General features: G+C 43.0%; 1 protein-coding gene. It reads right to left on the reverse strand.

The window, feature by feature from the left end:
- A partial coding sequence (locus A3766_RS00855; protein WP_068641471.1) for a hypothetical protein occupies nt 1–719 on the reverse strand: 719 nt, incomplete at its 3' end.
- Between the last annotated feature and the right edge of the window lie 178 nt (nt 720–897).

Genomic DNA, 897 nt, shown 5'->3' on the forward strand with positions numbered 1-897 from the left:
CTTAGCTTAAGTAATAATTGAATGCTTGGGATTAAAGCGATGCTTAGCATAACAAGTGCGGAGCCTATGCAGGTCGCGCCGCATAATTGTGAACCGCGAATTTTTATTCGTTGAACAGGGTCTTGTAGCGCAGACTTCCAGTGCCTAAAAGCAGCGGGTTCAGGTATGCATAGTTGTGCTCGGCCGCTTTTAGTATGGCTCAGTTCGTGAATGTAATGCTGGTCTTGGTCGCGCTGATATAAAACCATAATTGATAAACTTGCAGCAATTACCATTGAGGCAAGTAGAACCTGCCCAAATGAAATATAGATGCTGCTGGTTATTGCAGCACCTATCATGCCTAGGCTTAGCAAGCTAATCATTGATATCAGTGCAATAAAAGTTTTGCAAGTACGTGAGTGTTTGCGGCGAGTTTTGAGAATACGAAGTTTTACTTTGTCGCCAACGTGGAAGTTGCCTGAGGCTAAGTGGTCAATTGCGGTAAAGCGAACCGGGCCTCCTTCATGCGGGTACTCAATGACAGGGTAAAAACCATTTTTAACGTAGGTTTGGCTAGTACTATTGTCGGCATGAGAAGTAAGGCTAGAGAATACTTGATGGATTGACACTACTTTTCCGTATTTAGCGTATGCGCCACGGAGAAAACGTGAATAGTCTCGATATAAAAAGGAACCGGCGACGGCAAGCGTCAAGCTTATTATTAAAGTAAAGGCGTCCATTAAATCCCAATTCTCCTGTACCAGAATCCATTTAGGTGCATGACTACAAAAAAGCGAGTGCCTTGAGACGGTAATAGTGTGTGGCAGGTCTCAAAGTGAGTGCGAATTGTCGCATAGATTTCGAAATCTGCAATGTCTTTTTAGAAATAATCAGGTCTTTTTACAGGAAAATAGCGAA

The sequence above is a fragment of the Oleiphilus sp. HI0132 genome, from assembly GCF_001635845.1.